This window comes from Clostridium sp. DL1XJH146 (assembly GCF_054819755.1).
The window spans coordinates 18,703-39,459 of the sequence record NZ_JBTVVN010000013.1 but is presented as its reverse complement, the minus strand read 5'-3'; the positions used below and the strand labels follow the sequence as shown (position 1 = coordinate 39,459).

The window sequence follows — 20,757 nt, the reverse complement described above, 5'->3', positions numbered from 1 at the left end:
TTAATTAGGTAGTCGATTTTGCTTTGCAAAATCATACTTAAACTGTGCACTATGTTCTGTGAACTGCACGGTTTAAACTGAATTTAAACTAAAGGAGAGATAGAGTTTGAAAGATAAGATAGTTATAAAAGGAGCAAAGGTTCATAACTTAAAAAACATTGATTTAGAGATACCAAGAGATAAATTTATTGTATTTACAGGTCTTTCAGGCTCAGGTAAGTCTTCTTTGGCTTTTGATACTATATATGCAGAAGGACAAAGACGATATGTAGAGTCACTTTCTGCATATGCAAGACAGTTCTTAGGACAAATGGATAAACCTGATGTAGAGTACATAGAAGGACTATCACCAGCTATTTCAATTGACCAAAAGACAACAAGTAGGAATCCTAGATCAACAGTGGGAACCGTTACAGAAATATATGATTATTTGAGATTGTTGTACGCAAAGATTGGAAAACCCCATTGTCCTAAATGTGGTAAAGAAATAACACAGCAAACCATCGACCAGATGATAGATAAAATAATGGAATTGCCTGAAAGAACTAAAATTCAGATTTTGGCACCTGTTATTAGAGGTAAAAAAGGCCAACATGTAAAACTAATACAAAATATAATAAAAGATGGATATATAAGAGCGCGTATTGATGGTGAAGTTTATGATTTGCAAGATGATGAAGTAAATTTAGAGAAAACAAAAAAACATAATATAGATATTGTTGTTGATAGAATAGTAGTAAAAGAAGGTATTGCATCTAGGCTTGCAGAATCATTAGAAGCATCTTTGAAGCTTGCTGACGGTTTAGTTGTGATAAATGTTATGGGAGAAAGAGACATATTATTTAGTGAAAAATTTTCATGTGCAGATTGTGGAATATCTATAAGTGAATTGGAGCCACGATTATTTTCTTTTAATTCTCCTTTTGGAAGATGTGAAATGTGCGATGGTATAGGAACTTTGATGGAAATAGATGAAGAACTATTGATACCGGATAAGAGTAAGAGTATTTTGCAAGGGGCTATAGTATCTTTTGGAGAGGGATCTTTAAAACCAGATTCTTGGACATATTCGATTTTTAAGTCTTTATCAGAAAGATTGGATTTTGATTTAAATACATCTATAGAGAAATTAAGTAGAGAAGTTTTAGATATAATACTTTATGGTTTGAATGGAGAAAAGCTAAAGGTTAATTTTGAAAGGCATGATAGACAAGGGGTATATAACCATGAATACGAGGGAGTTATACCAAATTTAAAGAGAAGATATATAGAAACTAATTCAGATTATATTAAAAGACAAGTAGAACAATTCATGAGTAATACACCGTGCCCTAAATGTAAGGGAACTAGATTGAATAATGATGCTCTAGCAGTAACGGTTGGTGATAAGAATATATATGAATTTTCCATACTTTCGATAAAGGATGAACTCAACTTTGTAAATTCATTAAAATTATCGGAAAAGGATACAATTATTGCAACTCAGATTGTAAAAGAAATTAATAATCGATTAACTTTTTTATGTAATGTTGGCTTAGAATATTTAAATTTATCTAGAATGGCTGGTACATTATCTGGTGGTGAAGCACAAAGAATTAGACTCGCAACGCAGATAGGTTCTAGTTTAGTAGGAGTTTTATATATTTTAGATGAACCGAGTATTGGATTACATCAAAGAGATAATGATAGATTGATAGGAACCTTAAAGCAATTAAAAGATATAGGTAATACTTTGATTGTAGTAGAGCACGATGAAGATACTATTAAAGAAGCTGATTTTGTTGTTGATATAGGTCCTAGAGCAGGGGAGCATGGGGGAGAAGTAATAGCAGCTGGAGACATTAATACGATTATGAATACTGAAAGATCTATAACAGGACAATATTTAAGAGGTACAAAGCGCATCGAAGTTCCTAAAGAAAGACGTAAAGGGAACGGCAAAATTATTACTGTTTTAGGCGCTGAAGAGAACAACCTAAAAAATGTAGATGTTAAATTTCCTTTAGGAAAATTTATATGCATTACTGGAGTTTCAGGATCAGGTAAAAGTACTTTAGTAAATGAAATTTTATTTAAGGGATTGAATAGAAAAATAAACAAATCTAAATATTTACCAGGAAAACATAAAGAAATAACAGGTTATGAAAATATTGATAAAATTATTAATATTGATCAAAGTCCTATAGGAAGAACTCCGAGGTCTAATCCAGCTACTTATACAGGATTGTTTGATGTTATAAGAAGTTTATTTGCAAACACACCAGAATCACGTATGAGAGGATATAAACCTGGCAGATTTAGCTTTAATGTTAAAGGTGGAAGATGTGAGGCTTGTTCTGGTGATGGAATTATAAAGATAGAAATGCAATTTTTATCAGACGTTTATGTGCCTTGTGAGATATGTAAAGGCAAGAGATATAATAGAGAAACTTTAGAAGTTAGGTATAAAGGTAAAAATATTAGTGAAGTATTAGAAATGACTGTAGAAGAAGCATTGGAGTTTTTTGAGAATATACCGAGGGCAAAAAATAAACTTCAAACATTAATAGATGTTGGTTTAGGGTATGTTAGGTTAGGGCAACCAAGCACTCAGCTTTCAGGTGGAGAGGCTCAAAGAATAAAGTTAGCCTCAGAATTATCTAAAAGAAGTACAGGGAAAACTTTTTATATATTAGATGAACCAACAACTGGTCTTCATATGGATGATGTAAAGAGATTGATAGAAATATTGCAAAGACTTGCGGATAATGGAAATACAGTTCTCGTAATAGAGCATAATTTGGATGTAATTAAAAGTTCTGACCATATTATTGATTTAGGTCCTGAGGGTGGAGATAAAGGTGGAGAAATTATTTGCACTGGAACTCCAGAAAAAGTGAAGGAAAATCAAAATTCATATACGGGATATTATTTGAAAAATATGTTATAATAGAGTAAATTTAAAATACTTTATTAGAGCAGGTGATGATGTGCCTATTTTAAGTAAGTTGGGTTTGGTATTTAGATTTTTCATAGTAGTAGTTATATATTTAATAATATTTTATTCATTAAAAATTATGAAAAATGACCTCTCTCAGAGTTCAAAAAGGAAACAAGATGATGAAAGTATAAAACAAAAAGATGTAGATGTTGATATTGTAAAGAGTAAGCAAAAACAGCTTAAAATGGGGCTTGAGATATTGGATGTTTATAAGATGGATAATGATTTGAAAATAGGAAGTATTATACCTGTTCATAACAATTTGACAATAGGAAGACATAAGAAAAATAATATTTCACTACCAGATCCATATGTTTCTAATTATCATGCCAGGCTTTATAAAAAGGATGATAAAGTATTGATAAAAGATAATAAAAGTACTAATGGTATTGAAGTTAATGATGATTTAATTAACAAAGAACAAGAAGTTGAATATGGTGACATTATAAGAATAGGTAATTATTCTTTTAGAGTGATAGGATAAAATGAGGGGTTTTTTATGTTACAGAAAATAGAAGAAAAAAAATTACTCAGGCTAACGTATATATTAGCCTGTTTATGTTTTGTTAATCTAAGTATACTTAAATGGCCTATCGATTATAAGGCTATAGTATATGGAGTAGTTATTATTTTTATTGTTACATGGGGAAATTTTCTCTTAAAAAGATTTTTTCCTAACGGGGATAAATTTATTTATACATATGCATCGATACTTTCAATAATAGGAATTACTATGGTGTACCGAATAAATTCATCCTTAGCCTTTAGACAAATAATTATATTTATAATAGGACAATTTACTTTTTTAGGAATTGTGATAATATTACCGGGAATAAGGCGATATTGCAGATTGAAATATTTCTATTTAGCAGGTACTTTTATATTTATGTCTATGAGTCTTTTTTTTGGAGTAGAGAAGAATGGTGCTCAAAATTGGGTGGAATTTGGGAATATAAATCTTAGTTCTTTTTCAGTGTTAAATCCTATTTTTGCGAAATTAGGTTTAAATGGAGAGATTATTTTACCAGGTTTTAGTTTCCAACCATCTGAGTTAGGGAAAATTTTTCTAGTGGCATATTTAGCATCTTCTTTAAGAAAATATAAAGAGAGAAAAGATCTATATTTGCCAGCGATGGCTGTAGCATTAAGCTTAGGTTTCATGGTTATTCAAAAAGATTTAGGAAGTGCCCTTATAATTTTTGCTATTTCAATAACTATGCTGTATATTGCTACATCTAACATAAAGTATATTTTAGCATGCATAATTTTATCGTGTATAGGCTCCGTTAGTGGATACTATTTATTTTCTCATGTTAGAGTAAGAGTGAGCATTTGGTTAAATCCTTGGGTGGACCCATATGGGACGGGATATCAAGTAGTTCAATCATTAATTTCAATTGCTTCAGGTGGCCTATTTGGAACGGGATTGGGTTTGGGATATCCAAATACGGTACCATATAGTTATTCAGATTTTATTTTTTCTGTTATATGTGAAGAAATGGGTATGTTAACAGGAATTGCAGTGATAATAATTTATTTTCTATTATTTTATAGAAGTATTAGAGCTTCAATAGGTGCCGGTGATAACTTTACGAAATTATTATCTGTTGGATATAGTTCAATGATTGCTGCGCAGACTTTAGTTATAATTGGAGGAGTTATGAAGTTTATACCACTTACAGGAATTACCCTTCCACTAGTAAGTTATGGAGGAAGTTCTATGGTAACAACATACATTGCTTTAGGATTATTACAGAAGATATCAGAGGAGGAATATTCCCTTGAACAATCTTTCGAATAATATAAAAAAAGTAATTATCTTATATTTATTGCTATTTTTAGCGACTATATCTGGAATGGTATATTTTTTAATTGTGCAAGCTGGAGAATTAGAAGAAAGCTCATATAATAAAAGAATTTGGATTGAAAGAGAAAAGGTTTCTAGGGGGACTATTTACGATAGCGATAATGAAGTGTTGGCAATAACAGATGATAATGGACAAAGAAGCTATCCGTATGGAGCTGTATTTTCACATATAGTAGGATATTATAGAGTTAACGAGTCAATTGCAGGCTTAGAAAAGGAATATGATAAGTATTTAAGGGGAGATACATTTTTAGGATTATCAGAACTATTTGATAAGATTGATGAAGCTTTAAAGGGAAAGAATAGTGACGAAGAATTTATAGTTGATGAAGGATATAATATAGTAACAACACTAGATGCATCTATTCAAAAGAGGGCATATGAGGAACTTTCAGGTGAAAATGGTGGTAATGGTGCAATAGTTGCTATTGAGCCACAAACAGGAAAAATTTTAGCTAGTGTATCATATCCGTCATTTAATCCCTTAGCAGACACTGTAAGGTGGCAAGAATATAATAATGATGATAATAATCCCTTATTTAACAGAGCATTTTCAGGGTTGTATCCACCTGGTTCTACGTTTAAAATAGTTACACTTCTTTCAGCACTTGAAAATATAGACGGAGTAGAACAAAAGATTTTTGAAGATGATGGTGGAATAACTTTTAATGATAATGAGTCCATTTCGAATTTTGGTGGAGAAGTTATGGGAGAAATAAGTTTACAAAAAGCCTTTACTGAATCTAGTAATGATGTGTTTGGTGAATTAGGTATAGAATTAGGCAATGAAAACTTAAAAAATACTGCGGAACAATTATTCTTTAATAAAGAGTTGAATATTGATGGCTTTAGTATAAATGAAAGTAATTTCCCGACTTTAAGTAGTTGGGAAAAAGGTGATATTGCACAAAGTGCAATAGGGCAGGGCCAAGTGATTGTTTCACCAGCTCAAATGGCAATTATTACTTCGGTAATTGCTAATGATGGTATATATAAAGAACCTTATATTGTTGAAAAAATAGTTAATGATGATGGGTATGTAATAAAAGATAATACACCATCTATAAGTGGAGATAGAATTTTTTCAGAAAAAGAGGTTGAAACAACTAAAGAATATATGAAAAAAGTTGTGGATGAGGGAACAGGTACAAATGCAAAAATAAGTGGCGTTGAGGTTTGTGGTAAAACAGGGACGGCAGAATATGGGGATAAGAGTTCAAGTCATTCTTGGTTTGTTGCATTTGCTCCAGCAGAAAACCCACAGATAGCTGTTGCTGTTATTGTAGAAGATGGAGGTTTAGGAGGAAACAGGGCAGCTAAAATTGCAAAAGAGGTAATTATTGAGGCATTAAAATAAGGTTATATTTCAAACGGTTTTTATCTATATTGATAAATATGGTAGCTTTTTAGAAAAGTTGCCATATTATTTTTTTTGTCTGATTTATGTGTGTGAAATAAAAATCGGACTATTTAGTAAGAAATACTTTAAGGATATGTTGTTTATAGAATTTGTTTAATATTATTTTATTAAGTATGTCTTGTTTTAGATAATCTAAGGAAGAAAAGCTACAAATCATGAACACATGTTCCTTTTATGATATAATATTAAAATAACAAGTTATTTTAACAAAAACTATAAAGTAGGAGAGTTATTATAAGCTAAGTAGCTTATATATCATTAATATAATGAAATATACCAAAAAATATCAGACATACGAGAAGGAGACAGAATGAGGGGGAAAACACACGCAGGAGCAGGAGCTGTAGCTTATATTGCTTTGTGTAATAAGCTTGGAGGGTTTTCATATTTAGGATTATTGACTGTGATAGTAGCGTCTTTGTTACCGGATATAGATCATCCTAAAAGCACATTTAATAAGTTCATTTTACCTATTAGAAACAAGAAAACTAAAATTACTTTTTATTTATCTTTATCATTAATAATATTTTGGTATGATACAATAGTGGTAGGAGGAGTACCGGTTTTAAAGGCACTTTCTCTTGTTAGTATAATGGCTGCATTTTCAACGCATAGAAATGGGTTTAGTCATAGTATATTCGGTATGTTATTATATTCATTAATAGTGGGATATGTTTCTTTGAATTATAAAATAGATAGAATTGTAGATTTTTTTATGATAGGTTATGCATCACACTTGCTATTAGATTCTATGACTAAAATGGGTATTCCACTTTTCTATCCATTCAGAAAAAAGAAATTTAAGTTTTTCTTCACTATATCCACTAATTCAAGAAAAGGAAAACTAATAGAAGAATTAATTATGATTGTTGGTTTATTGTATTTGATATATAAAGTTCCACATTTATTTAATTAATGGTATCATATATAGGGAGTGTTAAAATGTTTGATTTTGAATTTCAAATAAAAAATCTTCCACTAGAACCTGGAGTTTATATTATGAAAAATTCCATGGGTGGAGTTATCTATGTAGGAAAGGCTAAAAACCTTAAAAATAGAGTTACACAATATTTTAGAAGTGGTAAAAATTCGTCAACAAAGGTTAGGGCAATGGTAAGCAATATTGCTGAATTTGAATATATTATAACTGATTCTGAAATGGAAGCACTAATACTTGAGTGTAATTTGATCAAAAAATATAGACCGAGATACAATATTCTGCTGAAGGATGATAAACATTATCCTTTTATAAAGATAACAATAAATGAAGATTTCCCAAGGTTATTTGTTACTAGAAGAAAGCTAAAGGATGGGGCTAAATATTTTGGGCCATACCCTGCAGTAGCTGACGTATATGAAACTATAGAATTGTTAAAAAAGATTTTCCCTATTAGAACTTGTAGAAAATCAATTAAAGAGAATATAACCAATGATAGACCTTGTTTAAATTTTCATATTAAACTTTGCAGTGGACCTTGTGCAGGGAAAATATCTAAAGAAGAATATGGATTAATGATACAAAAAATAATTAATCTTTTGAATGGAAAAGACATTGGATTAAAAGTAGAATTAAAAAGGAAGATGATAGAAGCGTCGGGTAAGTTAGACTTTGAGAAAGCGGCGGAGTTTAGGGATAAAATAAAATCAATTGATAAAATAACACAGAGACAAATAATTATTTTAAAGAATTTTGAAAATGAAGATTTCATAAATATATATATAGAAGAAGGATCAAGCTGTGTTCAGATATTTTTTGTAAGGGATGGCAAAGTAATTGGTAATGAACATTATATTTTTGAAGAAATATTAGAGGATAACAAAGAGAGATTAATTGATAATTTTATAAAAGAGTTCTATGGAGGAACTGCATATATTCCAAAGAATATATTTGTTCCATTTATAGAGGATGGGTCTCTTTTGGAAGAATGGTTAACAGCGAAAAAAGGAACAAAAGTAAATATAAAAATACCAGAAAAAGGTGAAAAAAAGAAAATTTTGGATTTAGTTAAGATAAATGCAAAAAATGCTTATCAAAATTTTAGATTAGAATTATTAAAGCAGAAACAGGCGGGTATATCAGTAGTAGAAGCGCTTAGAGATTTATTAGATTTAGAATACATACCTGAGAGGATAGAAGCCTATGATATTTCAAATATTCAGGGAGTGGATTCTGTGGGAACTATGGTAGTATTTGAAAATGGGAAACCTAAAAACAGTGATTATAGAAGATTTAAAATTAAAACTATTGTAGGTGCTGATGATTATGGGAGTATGAGGGAAATTTTAACTAGGAGATTTAAAAGAGGGCTACAAGAAGTAGAAAATATAAAAGAAAAGCATATAGATATTTCTCTGGCGAAGTTTTGTTATTTTCCAGATTTGATTATGATGGATGGAGGTAAAGGCCAAGTTAATATCGCTTTATCAGTTTTAGAAGAATTAAATATTACAATACCGGTAGTTGGAATGGTAAAAGATGATAAACATAGAACTAGAGCTCTGATTTATAAAAATGAAGAGATTGAAATAAAAAGCAGAAGTACAATAAATAAATTTGTAACAAGAGTACAAGATGAAGTGCATAGATTTGCAATTAGTTATCATAGAAGTTTGAGAGATAAGAAAAGTCTTAAATCGGTTTTAGAGTATATTCCTAACATAGGAAAATCAAGGAGACAAGAATTGTTAAAGAAATTTGGTAGTGTTGAGAAAATTAAGAAAGCTAAGTATGCAGAATTAATAGAAACAAAATCGATAAATGATAAAGCAGCAAAAAGTATTTTAGAATATTTCGGGGAAAAACAAATTTAAGAGGAGGATTTTAGAATGAAATTAGTAGTAGATTTGCATACACACACAATGGCAAGCGGCCATGCATATAGTACTTTAATGGAGAATGCAAAATACGCATCATCTGTTGGAATAGAGGTATTAGGAACTACAGAGCATGGACCTCTTATGCATAGTGCTCCACATATATGGCATTTTCATAATTATAAAGTTTTGCCAAGAGAATTATTTGGAGTAACGATGTTATATGGTTGTGAAGCAGACATAATAAATGAATATGGAGAGATTGACATACCTAAACAAACCCAAAAGGCGCTAGATATTATGATAGTTAGTATGCATGATCTTTGTTATAGATCTATGGGTATTGAATTAAATACAGAAGCCTTTTTAAAAGCCATGGATAATCCATATGTTGATATTTTAGGTCATATAGGTAATCCTCAATTTCCTATAAATGAAGAAGAGGTAGTGAAAAAAGCAAAGGAAAAAGACATTATTATTGAAATTAATAATAGTTCTCTTGGTAAATCAAGACCGGGCAGTAGACCCATATGTAAAAGAATAGCAGAATTGTGCAAAAAATATGGTAATAAGGTAATACTTAATACTGACTCCCATTTTTGTATGTCTATAGGAAGTTTTCCGTATTCCATAGAAATTGTAGAAGAAGTAGGACTAACAGAAGAGCAAATTATGAATACAAGTAAAGATAAAATAATCAGATATTTAAAGAATAAAGGTAAATTGCAGGATATCAATCTTGATTAGTGGCACACATTTAAGTATACTAGAAATGTTATATTTATTATAATCTTAAGGAGAGCATGAATGATTAATAAAGATGAAATAGCAAAAAAAATGACTGAATTTATAAATATGTCAAATGTTTTAGTTGATGAACCTATGAAAAATCACACTTCTTTTAAAGTTGGTGGACCTGCAGATGTCTTAGTTATACCTAGTGATTATAAGCAGGTAGAAAAAGCTATAAAGTTATGTAAGGCAACTAATACAGAATTTATTGTTATTGGGAATGGATCCAATTTATTGGTTAAAGATGGTGGGGTTAGAGGTGTAGTTATTAAGTTAACAAATTTAGATAAAATTGAAGTAAAAGAGAACTTTATGACAGTACAAGGTGGAGCGCCATTAACTAAAGTAAGTAAAAAAGCTTCAGAATTTGGATTGTCTGGATTAGAATTTGCGTGTGGTATCCCAGGAAGCATGGGTGGTGCAGTTACAATGAATGCTGGCGCTTATGGTGGAGAGATAAGTTATATTATAAAAGAAGTTATAGTTTTAGATGATAATGGCAATATACTTAAGTTGAATAAAGAAGAATTAGATTTGGGTTATAGAACTTCTGTTATATTGAGAAAAAAATATATAATGTTAGAAACTACACTTACTTTAGAAAAAAAGAACAAATATGAGATTGCACTTAGGATGCAAGAATTAATGAAAATGCGAAAAGAAAAACAGCCTTTAGAATTTCCATCAGCGGGGAGTACATTTAAAAGACCTACAGGATATTACGCAGGTAAGCTAGTACAAGATTCTGGCTTGAAGGGAGTATCAGTAGGTGGTGCTGAAGTCTCTATGAAACACTCTGGATTTATTATAAATAAAGACAATGCAACAGCAAATGATATTTTAGAACTTATAAAATTAGTTCAAAACAAGGTAAAGGAAAATTTTGGTGTTGATTTATGTACTGAGGTTAGAATTATAGGAGAAGAAATAAAATAAGCTTATTATTTTATTTCTTATGTTAATACTAAGTAAAAGACTGCTAATATTTTTTATGGCAGTCTTTTATATTAAGCTATAATTTATAGTAATTTGGTTATAGTTATTAAATTGGTTATTTTAGAAATGACTAATTAAAACAACGAATGAACAATTAGCAATTAATGAATCAACAATTTTTTTAAAACATAGTCATATATTAATACGAATTATAAATAATAACATGATATAATAAATTAGAGAAAAAGTTAATTTTACTTGGATAGATAAACTGAAAAATAGGAGGTCTATTATGAAATTTGTAATTGTGACAGGGCTATCAGGAGCAGGTAAAACAGAAGCTATTAGATGTTTAGAAGATTTAGGTTATTTTTGTATAGATAATTTACCACCGACCTTAATACAGAAATTCGCAGAAGCAAGTTATCAAACGAGTGGTAAAATAAGTAAAATTGCATTGGTTATAGATATAAGAGGTGGGGATTTCTTTGATGCTTTATTTGAAAGCTTAAAATATCTAAAAGATAATGAATACTATTATGAAATTCTATTTTTAGATGCTAGCGATGAAGTATTGGTAAAAAGATATAAAGAGACAAGGAGAAAGCATCCTTTAGCACCTGATGGTAGAATACTTACAGGAATAAAACTTGAGAGAGAAAAACTCAATGAAGTAAAGTATAGGGCAAATAATATTATCGATACATCTCAAATTAAACCTCGTCAATTAAGGGAGAAAATTAGTAGAATTTATGCAGAAGAAGGACAAATTGAAAATCAATTAATTGTGACAATATTATCCTTTGGATTTAAATATGGAATTCCTGTGGATTCCGATTTAGTATTTGACGTTCGCTTTTTACCAAATCCTTTTTATATACCAGAATTGAAAGAACATTCAGGAAATGATAAAGAAGTTTTTAATTATGTTTTAGGATTTAATGAAACAAAAGAGTTTACTAATAAATTAAATGATTTGCTTGAATTTTTAATTCCTAACTATTTAAAGGAGGGTAAACGGCAACTAATTGTTTCCATTGGATGTACAGGAGGAAGGCATCGATCAGTAGCTATTGCAAATGAAATCTATAAAAATCTAAAGGGAAAAGGACATAATGTTAATATAGAGCATAGAGATATACATGAGGACGTTAAAAAGGGTGGAATAAAATTATGAATGATTCAAGTTATGGGCCCGATAGTTTTCTAAAAAAAGATAAGGACTCATTAAAAAATAAAGCCTTATGTAAGGGACCTAAAATAGTTGCAATCGGTGGTGGAACAGGATTATCTACAATACTAAGAGGTATCAAGGAATATACCTCTAATATAACAGCAATTGTTACAATGGGCGATGATGGTGGAGGTTCGGGTATGCTAAGGCAAGATCTGAAAATGCTTCCACCAGGAGATATAAGAAATTGTATAGTGGCATTAGCAGAAACTGAACCTGTAATGAAAGAGCTTTTACAGTATAGATTTAAAGATGGAAAACTAAAAGATCAGAGTTTTGGCAATTTATTTTTAGCAGCTATGGATGGTATATCAGATAATTTTCAGGAAGCAGTACAGAAAATGAGTTCAGTATTAGCTGTTACAGGTAAGGTACTTCCTGTAACTTTAGAAGATATGATTTTGAAAGCAGAATTGGAAAATGGGAATATTATTATAGGGGAATCAATGATTCCAAAGGAAGTAATTAAACAAAAGAGTAAAATTAAGAAACTTTACATTGAGCCTAAGGAAGCTAAAGCATTAGAAGAAGCAATTCAAGCTATATTGGAAGCCGATGCAATAATTTTAGGGCCGGGAAGTCTTTTTACAAGTTTAATACCTAATCTTTTAGTAAAAGATATTTTAGAGTCTGTATCTATTTGTAAAGGAGTTAAAATATATATATCAAATGTGATGACCCAACCAGGAGAAACAGATGACTATACATTAGAAGACCATTTAAGGGCATTGTATAATCATGCTAATTCGAATATAATTGATTATGTTTTAGTAAATACTAATCAAGTAGGACAAGATATAAGAAATAAGTATTCAAAAGAAAGAGCAATACCTGTTGAATATGATAAAAAATCATGTGAAGAGTTTGATGTTAAATATATTGAAGAAGATATAGCATCTGTTGAAAATAACTTCATAAGGCATGATTCATATAAATTAGCAAGTTTAATAATAAATATTATTGATAACAAGAAAAGATGAATATTAAAGTTTTCACTGTGAAATTTTATAGCAAGGAGTAGAGTATTATGTCTTTTTCTTCAAAAGTTAAAAATGAAATTTGTAGACAACAAAAACTATCCAAAAATGAATCTATATCACTTTTATCAGGGATAATGAAAGTAAGTGGTACACTTGGACTTACATCGGAAAGAAAAATCAGTTTTAGAATAGCTACTGAAAATCCATCAATAGCACGTTTAGTATTTAAACAGTTGAAAGAACACTTTAATATACATGCTAAATTGATGGTTAAAAAAAGTAATTCACTTAAGAAAAATAATATTTATATTGTTTTAATAACAGATGAATCAGATATTAAAGGGTTCCTGCAAGAAATAGGGATATTAGAAGATGATAAAAATATGTTTCTACTGGATTATAGCATACCTAAAAGACTTATAGAAGATGGAGACTGTAGAAGAAAATTTATAAGGGGTGCATTTTTAGGTGGAGGTAGTATAAGTAATCCAGAGAAAACATATCATTTAGAATTTGTTATACACAATGAAGAAATAGCAAATGAACTTAAAGATATTATTAATTTTTATGGATTAAATTCAAAAGTAATTAGAAGAAAGAGTAGTTACGTTGTTTATCTTAAAGAGGGAGAACAAATTGTAGATATTTTAAATATTATAGAAGCTCATGATTCTCTTCTACAATTTGAAAATGTTAGAATTATGAAGGAAATGAGGAATAATGTAAATAGGTTAGTTAATTGTGAAACGGCAAATTTAAGTAAGACTGTAAATGCTGCAGTAAGACAGATTGAAAGCATAAAATTAATACAATTACAGATAGGACTTGAAAGATTACCTAAAAATTTAAGGGAAATAGCGCAACTTAGAATTCAATATCCAAATGAAACATTTAAAGAACTTGGTGAAATGTTAGATCCTCCTGTTGGCAAATCAGGGGTTAATCATAGACTTAGAAGAATTGAAAAAATAGCCTCTGAGATAAATAAAGATGAATAAGGTGAAAATATGAAGGATGCAAAAAAAAATAATGGGTTTGTTCATTTACATGTGCATACAGAATATAGCCTTTTAGATGGGTCAGGGAAAATTAGTAAAATGCTAAAAAAGGCAAAAGATATGGGAATGAAGAGTTTAGCAATAACAGACCATGGTGCTATGTATGGATGTGTTGAGTTTTATAAAAGAGCAAAGGAAATCGGGATAAAACCAATTATAGGTTGTGAAGTTTATGTAGCTTCAAAATCTATGTATATTAAAGATAATAGTAAAAATAATAAAACCCATCACTTAGTTTTGCTTGTGAAAAATAACATCGGATATCAAAATCTTATGAAAATAGTATCCAAAGCTTCAATAGATGGATTTTATTACAAACCAAGAGTTGATTTAAGTTACTTAAAAGATTATAGTGAAGGATTAATAGCTCTTAGTGCATGTTTAGCTGGAGAAGTGCAAAATTTACTTTTAAATGGAGAGTATGATAAAGCTGAGCAAAAAGCAATTGAATATAGAGAAGCTTTCAATGGAGATTTTTATTTAGAGGTACAAAATCATGGAATTCAAGAGCAATTAAAAGTTAATAAATTTCTTTTTCAGATGTCTAAGAAATTAAATATGCCTCTAGTACCTACAAATGATGTGCATTATATTAATAAAGAAGATTCAAAGGCACATGAAGTTCTTTTATGCATTCAAACTGGTAAAAATCTTCAAGATGAAGACAGGATGAAATTCCCATCTGATGAATTTTATTTAAAGTCAGAAGATGAAATGAGAGAAATCTTCCCTGATATTCCAGAAGCTTTTGATAATACACTTCAAATTGCAGATCAATGTAATTTTGAATATGAATTTGGAGTATCTAAATTACCTAATTTCCCACTTCCTAAGGATACAAGTCATTATAAATATTTGAGGCAACAGTGCCAAGAAGGCCTAGAGCAACGTTATGAAGATATTACTGAGGAAATACAAGAAAGACTAAATTTTGAATTAGAAATAATTAAGGAAATGGGATATGTAGATTATTTTTTAATTGTTTGGGATTTTATGAGATTTTGCGAAGAAAAAAATATAATGACAGGTCCGGGAAGAGGAAGTGCAGCTGGTTCTATTGTAGCCTATACATTGGGTATTACTAAAATTGACCCTATTAAATATAATCTTATTTTTGAAAGATTTCTTAATCCAGAGAGGGTTTCTATGCCTGATATTGACTCGGATTTTTGCTATGAAAGAAGAGGAGAAGTTATTGACTATGTAGTTGATAAATATGGAGAAAATAATGTATCTCAAATAATAACCTTTGGAACTATGGCAGCGAGAGCCTGTATACGTGACGTAGGAAGAGCAATGAACTATCCATATTCAGATGTAGATAAAATTGCAAAGATGATACCTACTATGATAGGTATTACTATAGATAAAGCTTTAGAATTAAACAAAGACCTAGCAAATGAATACGAAGATGATGATAGGATAAGGGAACTAATTGATATTGCAAAATCTCTTGAAGGGTTACCAAGACATACATCAACACATGCAGCAGGAGTAGTTATATCGTCAAAAGAATTAGTTGAGTATGTTCCTTTATTAAAAAATGATGAATCTGTAGTAACTCAATTTACAATGACAGAGCTTGAAGAACTTGGACTTTTAAAGATGGACTTTTTAGGATTAAGAACTTTAACGGTCCTTAGAGATACTATTGCCCTTGTTAAAAAGAATAAAGGGATAGAAATAGATTTGGACGCTCTTGAATTTGATGATAAAGAAGTCTATAAGATGATTGGAAAAGGTAAAACTATGGGGGTTTTTCAGCTAGAGTCGCAAGGCATGACTTCTTTTATGAAGGATTTAAAACCAGAAAGTTTAGAGGATATTATAGCAGGTATAAGTTTATATAGACCAGGTCCAATGGCAGAAATACCAAGATACATAAAGAATAAACATAACCCTGAAAATATAGATTACGAAATAAAACAACTAGAACCTATTTTGAATGTAACATATGGCTGCATTGTTTATCAAGAGCAAGTAATGCAAATAGTAAGGGAGTTAGCTGGGTATTCAATGGGGCGTAGTGACTTAGTTAGACGTGCTATGTCTAAGAAAAAACACAAAGTAATGGAAGAGGAAAGAAAAAACTTTATAAATGGAATAGTAGATGAAAAAGGCAATATTATAGTTACCGGATGCAGGCGAAATGGAATAAGTGAAAAAGATGCAAATAAAATTTATGATTCAATGATGGATTTTGCTTCTTATGCTTTTAATAAGTCACATGCTGCAGCATATGCAGTTGTAGCTTACTATACAGCATATTGTGTTCACTATTATCCAGCAGAATTTATTGCAGCAATGCTAAATAGTTTTAAAGGAAATAGTGATAAAGTAGCCTTTTATATAAGAGCTGCCAAGGAGATGGGAATTGAAGTTTTACCTCCTGATATTAATGAGAGTGAAGCTAAGTTTATAGTTAAAAATGGTAAAATACGATATGGACTTTCAGCAATAAAAAATGTAGGGGAAAATATTATAGATAGTATAGTTAAGGTTAGAATAGAGAAAAATAATTTTATATCTTTTGAAGATTTTTGCACAAAGATAAGTACTGAAAGTATGAATAAACGTGTAGTTGAGAGCTTAATTAAAGCAGGTGCCTTTGACAGTTTGAAAATTTATAGGTCTAGGCTTCTTGCGGTATTTGAAAAAGTAATAGACTCTATTTCTAATAATAGGAAGCGCAATATAGATGGGCAAATAAGTTTATTTGGTTCCCTAAATGCAGATATGGGAGCAATAAGAATTAAATATCCTAGTAATTCAGAGTTTGATAAAAAACAATTATTAGCTATGGAAAAAGAGATGACTGGACTTTATCTTTCAGGGCATCCATTGGATCAGCATGAAGATGTACTAGACAATTTAATTTCAATTAAAATATCGGACATAACTTTAGATGAGTCACTAGAAGAAGAAATTATTGATAATCAAATAGCTCCAGAACTAAAAGTTAATGATGGGGACTTGGTAATAATTGGTGGAATAATTAGTGATGTAAATAAAAAGGTAACGAGAAACAATAACATAATGGCATTCATGAAAATGGAAGATTTATACAGTTCTGTTGAAGTGATTGTTTTCCCTAATACATTAGAGAAATTTGAAAAACTTGTAAGAGAAGATGAAATAGTTTTATTAAAAGGAAGAATTACAATTAGAGAAGAAGAGCAGCCAAAGATAATTTGTGAAGATATAAGAAGTATTTCTGAACCTTTTGCATTTAAAAAGAACAATAAAGGGAATCACAATAGGAGTAAAAAGAGGATTAGTATTGACCTAAGTAAAGAAAAGAAAAAATTGTATATTTTAATTGCGGAAGATAAAAACATAAATATTGAAAATAAAATCTTGCTAGAAAAAGCAAGTAAACACAAGGGAGATATACCGGTTATTGTTTGCCAAAAAATAGATGGGAAAAATAAGAAGTATTTGTTAAATCGAGAAAATTGGGTTGCAGAAGATAATGACTTCATTATGGAATTGGAGCAATTTTACGGAAGGGATAACATTAAATTCATAATAGATTCTTGAAAAAACTTATAAAAGATTGACTAAAGTTTTGTATTTTCAAACAAAATAATAGAAAGGATATATTAATCCTTTCTATTTTATGCTTTTTTAGTGTTAAGTGGGTTGAATTATATTGAGATTTCTTATAAAATTACCATAAGGATATAAATAGAATTTGAGTTTAAACAAAGTACAAGTATTTAATGTTTTTTTAAATAGATAACTATAAAACTGATGGGACGCTTAATGGCCCAGCGGTCGAGGGAGGAAATGTAATGAGAACTATAGCTGTTTTAACTTCTGGGGGAGATGCACCAGGAATGAATGCTGCTGTTAGGGCAGTGGTTAGATATGGGTTAGATAAAGGTCTAAAAGTAATGGGAATCAACAGAGGGTATAGTGGACTGATTAATGGTGAAATCTACGATTTAGAAAGACATCACGTTTCAGATATAATACAAAGAGGTGGGACAATACTTAGAACTGCTAGATGTGAAGAATTTAGAACGGAAGAAGGAAGAAAGAAAGCTGCCAATATTTTAAAAGCATTTGGAGTGGATGGCTTAGTAGTAATAGGAGGAGATGGTTCGTTTCAAGGAGCTAGATTGCTGTCTAAGTTAGGTATTAAGACAGTAGGAATACCAGGTACTATTGATAATGATTTAGCATATACAGATTTTACAATAGGATTTGATACTGCTTTAAATACTATATTGGATGCAATAAAAAAATTAAGAGACACATCATCTTCTCACGAAAGAGTTAGTATAATAGAAGTTATGGGCAGAAATTGCGGAGACCTTGCTTTATATGCAGGTATTGCGGGTGGGGCAGAATCTGTAATTGTACCAGAAAAAGAATTTAATATAGATGAGCTTTGTAGAACTATTCTTCAAGGAAAACTACAAGGGAAAAGACATAACTTGATTATTTTAGCAGAGGGTGTTGGTGGAGCAGGAGAAGTTACGAAAACTGTTCAAGAAATAACGGGCATTGGAACAAGGGCTACTGTACTTGGACATATTCAAAGAGGTGGCAGCCCTTCAGCAAGTGATACTATTTTAGCATCTAGAATGGGAGCAAAAGCTGTTCAAGTATTATTAGAAGGAGAATCATCAAAGGTAGTAGGAATTAAAGGTGGAGATATATTCTCTATGGATATAGAAGAAGCGTTATCAATGGAAAGCAAATTTGATGATGAGTTATACGAAATTGAAAAGATATTGAATAAGTAAACAAAATATAAGGTCATACAAATAAAGCCTAAATAAAGATAGGGCTATATACAAATTTAGTATAAATAATTATTTAAATCATATTGTTAAGGAGAGTATATAATGCAAAAAACTAAAATGATATTTACTATTGGACCAACTAGTGAATCAGAGGAAATGTTAGCAAAATTAATGGAAGTAGGAATGAATGCAGCAAGACTTAATTTTTCACATGGTGACCATGAAGAACATGGTGCAAGAATTGCAAGAATAAAAAAAATAAGACAACAATTAAATAAAAATGTTGCTATAGTTCTAGATACAAAAGGACCTGAAATTAGAACAGGCGTATTTAAAAATAATAATGTGGATTTAATTGAAGGTAATGAATTTACAATTGTTTGTGATAAAGAAATAGAAGGTGATGAAACTAAATGTTCTGTTACTTATTTAGATTTATATAAAGATGTAAAAACTGGAGACACAATACTAATAGATGACGGTCTTGTAGGACTTAAAGTTGTAGAGGTTGAAGGAAAGAGTGTTAAATGTACTGTATCAAATACAGGTGTAGTAGGTAGTAGAAAGGGTGTAAATTTACCTGGAATAAAAACTAATTTACCTGCTCTTACTGAAAAAGATAAGCAAGATTTAATATTTGGTGCACAAAATGACATAGATATGGTTGCAGCATCATTTGTTAGAAAAGCATCAGATGTACTCGCTATTAAAAAAATATTAGAGCAAAATGGTGCCCCTGATGTTTTAGTAGTAGCAAAAATTGAAAACCAAGAAGGCGTAGATAATATAGATAAAATATTAAAATTTGCTGATGGTGTTATGGTTGCTAGAGGAGACATGGGTGTTGAAATTGATTTTGATAAAGTTCCTCTTATTCAAAAAGATATTATCAAAAAGTGTAATAAAGCTGGTAAATTAGTAATTACAGCTACACAAATGCTAGATTCCATGATTAGAAACCCAAGACCAACTAGAGCAGAAGCTACAGATGTTGCTAATGCTATTATTGACGGAACTGATGCAATAATGTTGTCAGGAGAAACTGCAAAGGGTAAATATCCAATAGAAGCAGCAATGACAATGGCAAGCATAGCTAAATCCGTTGAAGAAAGCAAAAATTATCAAGAAAAAATGGAAAGAAGAAAAGAAGTTCAATCAGTAAATGTTGCTGGAGCTATCAGTTTAGCTACATGCACAACTGCACAAAGTTTGAATGCTTCAGGTATAATTACAGCTACTCAAACAGGGAGCACTGCAAGAAGAGTTTCTATGTTTAGACCAAAAGCGCCTGTAATTGCAGTAACTCCAAGTGAAAGAGTTGCTAGAAGATTAGCATTAACTTGGGGAGTATTCCCAATACTTTCTAAAATGGTATATACTACAGATGAATTGATTATTGAATCAGTAAATAAATCTGTTGAAGCAGGGATAATTAAAAACGGAGACTTGGTAGTAGTTGCTGCAGGTATACCAGTACATTACTCAGGAACAACAAATATGTTGAAAGTGCATATTGTAGGAGATGTATTAGTGCAAGGTAAAGGTGCTGGTAGTCATCCTGGATATGGTAATGCAAGAATTTTGAAAAGCTCAGATCATGCAGAAGATGTAGTAGAAAAAGGAGATATTCTTGTTGTTAAGAATTTAGATAAGAAATTATTAACAGTTGTTGATAGAATAGCAGGTGTTATTGCTGAAGAAGGTGGATTAACTTCACATGTAGCGATAGAGTGCTTATCTAATGATATTCCAGTAGTTTGTGGTGCTGAACATGCTACTGAAACTATTAAACACGGTACTTACATTACATTAGATGCTTCAAGAGGTGTTGTTTATAGCGGAAGAGCAAGTGTTGTATAAATATTGAATTTAAGTAAAAAAAACTACAATAAATATGTATATTTATTGTAGTTTAAGATATA

The 20,757-nt window shown here is 30.4% G+C and carries 14 protein-coding genes; all 14 read left to right on the top strand.

All coding sequences use genetic code 11. The features are described 5' to 3' along the window. The first annotated feature begins 106 nt into the window (after positions 1-106). The 14 genes from uvrA (at position 107) to pyk (ending at position 20,695) form a co-directional block, all read left to right on the top strand. Positions 107-2,929 (top strand): excinuclease ABC subunit UvrA, encoded by a 2,823-nt coding sequence (gene uvrA, locus ACVHXK_RS08330; protein WP_461205921.1) that lies wholly within the window; start codon positions 107-109, stop codon positions 2,927-2,929. 40 nt (positions 2,930-2,969) lie between these two features. Beyond that, positions 2,970-3,464, top strand: coding sequence for an FHA domain-containing protein (locus ACVHXK_RS08325; RefSeq protein ID WP_461205920.1), 495 nt, complete (start codon positions 2,970-2,972; stop codon positions 3,462-3,464). A 15-nt stretch (positions 3,465-3,479) separates the two neighbouring features. Beyond that, entirely contained in the window at positions 3,480-4,781 is a 1,302-nt protein-coding gene (locus tag ACVHXK_RS08320; protein WP_461205919.1) for an FtsW/RodA/SpoVE family cell cycle protein, read from the top strand. Next, complete coding sequence (locus tag ACVHXK_RS08315; protein ID WP_461205918.1) at positions 4,762-6,204, top strand: peptidoglycan D,D-transpeptidase FtsI family protein; 1,443 nt, start codon at positions 4,762-4,764, stop codon at positions 6,202-6,204. The genes ACVHXK_RS08320 and ACVHXK_RS08315 overlap by 20 nt, the downstream gene beginning before the upstream one ends. Before the next feature lie 373 nt (positions 6,205-6,577). After that, positions 6,578-7,183: a metal-dependent hydrolase gene (locus ACVHXK_RS08310; protein WP_461205917.1), complete on the top strand. Its 606-nt coding sequence runs from the start codon at positions 6,578-6,580 to the stop codon at positions 7,181-7,183. A 26-nt stretch (positions 7,184-7,209) separates the two neighbouring features. Beyond that, positions 7,210-9,078: an excinuclease ABC subunit UvrC gene (gene uvrC / locus ACVHXK_RS08305; protein WP_461205916.1), complete on the top strand. Its 1,869-nt coding sequence runs from the start codon at positions 7,210-7,212 to the stop codon at positions 9,076-9,078. A gap of 15 nt (positions 9,079-9,093) precedes the next feature. Continuing rightward, complete coding sequence (locus tag ACVHXK_RS08300; protein WP_461205915.1) at positions 9,094-9,828, top strand: phosphatase; 735 nt, start codon at positions 9,094-9,096, stop codon at positions 9,826-9,828. 60 nt (positions 9,829-9,888) lie between these two features. Then, positions 9,889-10,809, top strand: a complete 921-nt coding sequence (gene murB / locus ACVHXK_RS08295) for a UDP-N-acetylmuramate dehydrogenase (RefSeq protein WP_461205914.1) — start codon at positions 9,889-9,891, stop codon at positions 10,807-10,809. Positions 10,810-11,101: 292 nt separating this feature from the next. Then, the gene (gene rapZ / locus ACVHXK_RS08290; RefSeq protein WP_461205913.1) at positions 11,102-11,986 is read left to right on the top strand and encodes an RNase adapter RapZ; all 885 of its coding nucleotides are present in this window, start codon (positions 11,102-11,104) and stop codon (positions 11,984-11,986) included. Continuing rightward, the gene (locus ACVHXK_RS08285) at positions 11,983-13,023 is read left to right on the top strand and encodes a gluconeogenesis factor YvcK family protein (protein WP_461205912.1); all 1,041 of its coding nucleotides are present in this window, start codon (positions 11,983-11,985) and stop codon (positions 13,021-13,023) included. The genes rapZ and ACVHXK_RS08285 overlap by 4 nt, the downstream gene beginning before the upstream one ends. A 47-nt stretch (positions 13,024-13,070) precedes the next feature. Continuing rightward, positions 13,071-14,021 (top strand): DNA-binding protein WhiA, encoded by a 951-nt coding sequence (gene whiA / locus ACVHXK_RS08280; protein WP_461205911.1) that lies wholly within the window; start codon positions 13,071-13,073, stop codon positions 14,019-14,021. Between the two features lie 9 nt (positions 14,022-14,030). Continuing rightward, positions 14,031-17,621, top strand: coding sequence for a DNA polymerase III subunit alpha (locus ACVHXK_RS08275; protein ID WP_461205910.1), 3,591 nt, complete (start codon positions 14,031-14,033; stop codon positions 17,619-17,621). 254 nt (positions 17,622-17,875) lie between these two features. Then, positions 17,876-18,835 carry a 6-phosphofructokinase gene (gene pfkA / locus ACVHXK_RS08270; protein WP_461205909.1) on the top strand — a complete coding sequence of 320 codons (960 nt, stop codon included), beginning with the start codon at positions 17,876-17,878 and terminating at the stop codon, positions 18,833-18,835. A 102-nt stretch (positions 18,836-18,937) separates the two neighbouring features. Continuing rightward, complete coding sequence (gene pyk, locus ACVHXK_RS08265) at positions 18,938-20,695, top strand: pyruvate kinase (protein WP_461205908.1); 1,758 nt, start codon at positions 18,938-18,940, stop codon at positions 20,693-20,695. The last annotated feature ends 62 nt before the right edge of the window (positions 20,696-20,757 follow it).

What these genes read in the sequence shown, in the direction of transcription:
- ACVHXK_RS08300 (WP_461205915.1), top strand. Translation starts at nt 9,094, where the DNA reads ATGAAATTAGTAGTAGATTTGCATACACACACAATGGCAAGCGGCCAT.
- pfkA (WP_461205909.1), top strand. Translation starts at nt 17,876, where the DNA reads ATGAGAACTATAGCTGTTTTAACTTCTGGGGGAGATGCACCAGGAATG.
- whiA (WP_461205911.1), top strand. Translation starts at nt 13,071, where the DNA reads ATGTCTTTTTCTTCAAAAGTTAAAAATGAAATTTGTAGACAACAAAAA.
- uvrC (WP_461205916.1), top strand. Translation starts at nt 7,210, where the DNA reads ATGTTTGATTTTGAATTTCAAATAAAAAATCTTCCACTAGAACCTGGA.
- pyk (WP_461205908.1), top strand. Translation starts at nt 18,938, where the DNA reads ATGCAAAAAACTAAAATGATATTTACTATTGGACCAACTAGTGAATCA.
- ACVHXK_RS08310 (WP_461205917.1), top strand. Translation starts at nt 6,578, where the DNA reads ATGAGGGGGAAAACACACGCAGGAGCAGGAGCTGTAGCTTATATTGCT.
- ACVHXK_RS08320 (WP_461205919.1), top strand. Translation starts at nt 3,480, where the DNA reads ATGTTACAGAAAATAGAAGAAAAAAAATTACTCAGGCTAACGTATATA.
- ACVHXK_RS08285 (WP_461205912.1), top strand. Translation starts at nt 11,983, where the DNA reads ATGAATGATTCAAGTTATGGGCCCGATAGTTTTCTAAAAAAAGATAAG.
- ACVHXK_RS08275 (WP_461205910.1), top strand. Translation starts at nt 14,031, where the DNA reads ATGAAGGATGCAAAAAAAAATAATGGGTTTGTTCATTTACATGTGCAT.
- murB (WP_461205914.1), top strand. Translation starts at nt 9,889, where the DNA reads ATGATTAATAAAGATGAAATAGCAAAAAAAATGACTGAATTTATAAAT.
- rapZ (WP_461205913.1), top strand. Translation starts at nt 11,102, where the DNA reads ATGAAATTTGTAATTGTGACAGGGCTATCAGGAGCAGGTAAAACAGAA.